Origin of the sequence: Streptomyces coryli (assembly GCF_011044975.1) — a bacterium.
GTDB classification, from domain to species: domain Bacteria; phylum Actinomycetota; class Actinomycetes; order Streptomycetales; family Streptomycetaceae; genus Streptomyces; species Streptomyces coryli.
This window is the reverse complement of the sequence record NZ_JAAKZV010000467.1, coordinates 1-2,843: the sequence shown is the minus strand read 5'-3', so window position 1 is coordinate 2,843 and position 2,843 is coordinate 1. Positions and strand designations below refer to the sequence as shown.

Here is a 2,843-nt window from a genome sequence, read left to right as displayed (position 1 = left end):
GGCTCGACCAGCAGGGCCCGTGCGGCGGCTCTCTTCGACCTGACAGACCTCCCGGCACCCACCGCACGTTGGCGCGACCGTGACCGCCCGCCGCCACCGCGGATGCTGAACCGTCCGCGACGGCCCGCCCCGCCGAGGTGGGAGGAGCGGACACTGGACGAGGCGCTGGAGGGCGAGGAGGCGGCGGACGGGGAGGCGGGCCCGCGCGGGGGCCGAAGCCTGCGGGGAGCGGATCCGCGCGGAGCGCGGGACTTGGGTGCGGCTCGCGGCTTGCGGGGAGGCCGGGACGTGCGGGGAGTGGACCTGCGGGGAGCGGGCCCGCGGGGGGCTCGGGACCTGCGCGAGGCCCTGGCACCGGCCGGCGTACGAGACCGGCGTGGCCGCTCGGCTCCATTCCGTGGCCTGGTTACGGACGGCGCGCTGGCCCCACCTGACGGGCTGGCCTTGCCTGACGCGCCGGTCTCGCACGACGTGTCGGCATCGCGTGGCGGATCTGGCGTGCGCGGAGGCCGGGGCTCGCGGGGAGTGGGTCTGCGTGACGCTCGGGTCCTGCGTGAAGCTCGGGTCCTGAGTGAGGCCCGGCGACTGCGTGGAGCCCGGGACTTGCGTCGGGTCCCGGAGCCTGATGGCGTGCGCGACCGGAGTGGCCGCACGGCCCCGCATCGTGGCTCGGTCTCGCACGGCGGCGTGGTCCAGCGGGACGTCCTGGCCGCGCGTCCGGGGTTAGGTTTACGCGATGGCCCTGCGCCCCGCGGCGCCTCGACGCCGGACCACGGCCGCCCGGACCAGGCCGTGGGCGCCGCCGTGCACGATGGCCCGGCATCGCCCCGCGGTATGGCCCCGCCTCGCGGTATGGCCCCGCCTCGCGGTATCTCCGCGTCCGCGGAATGGCACGGTGGCGAGCCGGACCACCAACCAGCCACCGACAACGCGGAGACGGGACCAGCAGTGCGGGCCGGTCCAGCGGCACAACCGCCGCCTGGCCGGGTAGCCGCAGAAGCGGCCTCCGTGCCGGAGCCCGTCGCCACGGACAGCCGTCCGGCCCGGGCCGGCTGGTGGCCGGACGTGCGGGACCGGCTGCCGCTGTGGTTGCAACTGCGCTGCGGTATCGAGCCGCGCACCGCGATCGCGTTGGGCATCGCGCTCGTGGCCGCGGTGACCTTCGCGGCGTACCACTTCTGGGCAGGACGCCCGGAAGCGATCAGCCCGCCGACCGCGCACCGCGCCGCAGCGCAGGCTCCTGCGGCAGGCCCAGCCAGCGGCCCGCAAGCCCAGCCGGCGCCCAGCGGCGGCCCGCGCACACGGCGCCTGGTGATCGACGTGATCGGAAAGGTGCGGGACCCGGGAGTGCACCGCCTGCCGCCAGGCAGCCGCGTGGAGGACGCGATCGAGGCAGCAGGGGGCGTACGACCGGGCGCGGACCTGCGCGGCCTCAACCGCGCCCGCTTGCTAGTGGACGGCGAGCAGATCATGGTCGGAGGACCGGGCGCGCCCGGCGCGGCCGGCCCGCCGGGCCAGGGCAGTTCGGCAGCCGCGCCGGGCGGTGCGCCCGGGGCATCGTCGGGTACGGCGGGCGCAGGCAGCGCACCCGGCACCCCGGTAAGCCTGAACTCCGCCACCACCGAGCAACTGGACGCCCTACCCGGCATCGGCCCCGTGCTCGCCCAGCACATCATCGAATTCCGCACCCAGAAGGGCGGCTTCACCTCCATCGACCAACTCCGCGAAGTAAACGGCATCGGCGACAGCCGCTTCGCGGACCTCAAGCCACTGGTCCAGCCGTGACCGCTCGTACGGGAGAGACGGGGGCATCCGGTGCCACGGGGCCAGCGGGTGTCATGGAGCCAACGGGTGTCGTGGAGCCATTGAGTGCATCGGAGGTAACGGGCGCGACGGAGGCACCGGAGGCGATGGGGACGTTGGAGTCGACGGGGACATGGGAGGCGACGGGGACATCGGCGACCACGCTCAGCGCGACCACCGGCGCCGCGACCACGCCTACACGGACCAGGACGACTACGCCTACGGCGACTGGAGCGACTACACCCGCGCCCACCAGCGCTACGACTGCGTCCATGGCGCCCACGACCACGGTCGCCCGCACACCGGTGCACGCTGCCGCGACATCCCCCATGGGCGCCTCCGACCCGCATACGGATGGCCCAGCGGATCTCCGCCTGCTTGCACCCGCGTTGGCGGCATGGGCGTCCGCGGCAGCCGCGCTGACTGCACCGGCAGCAGCGGTCGCAGTCGCGTGCGTAATAGCTGCGGCAACAGCCGCGGGCTTGCTGCTGGCCGCCCGACGGCGTGCCGCAAGCCGGAACTTGAGGCCGCGCCGGACAGGTTGGCCGCAGCCGCAGCCGCAGCCGCAGCCGCAGCCGCAGCCGCAGCCGCAGCCGCAGCCGCAGCCGCAGCCGCAGCCGCAGCCGCAGCCGCAGCCGCAACCCCAGTTGGGCCCGGAGTCGCAACCCCAGTTGGGCCCGGAGTCGCAACCTCAGCCGGGACCGGGACCGGGACCGGGATCAGGGCCGGGACCGGGATCAGGGCCGGGATCGGGATCAGGGCGGGGACGGCAGCCAATGCCTGGCCGACCACGGCTGCCGCAGCCGGAACCGGTGCCCGTCCCAGCCCGGCCATCGAGACTGCGGGCGATCGCGCTGGCCCTTCTCTGTGCCACGGCAGCCGCCACCACGGCGGCATTGCACGGGGCGCAAGCCCGCAGCGGCCCACTCCCCGGCCTGGCGCGCACATACGCCCACGTCACCGTTGAGCTCGAACTCACCGGCGATCCCCGCCCCATCCGCCCCCACGTCAGCGGCGCCACTCGCGCCCCAGCGGGCATC

At 75.2% G+C, this 2,843-nt stretch carries 1 protein-coding gene; it reads left to right on the top strand.

Annotated features, from left to right (window positions below; all coding sequences use genetic code 11):
• Positions 1–1,008 precede the first annotated feature (1,008 nt).
• Positions 1,009–1,785: a ComEA family DNA-binding protein gene (locus G5C51_RS41280; RefSeq protein ID WP_338118506.1), complete on the top strand. Its 777-nt coding sequence runs from the start codon at positions 1,009–1,011 to the stop codon at positions 1,783–1,785.
• The last annotated feature ends 1,058 nt before the right edge of the window (positions 1,786–2,843 follow it).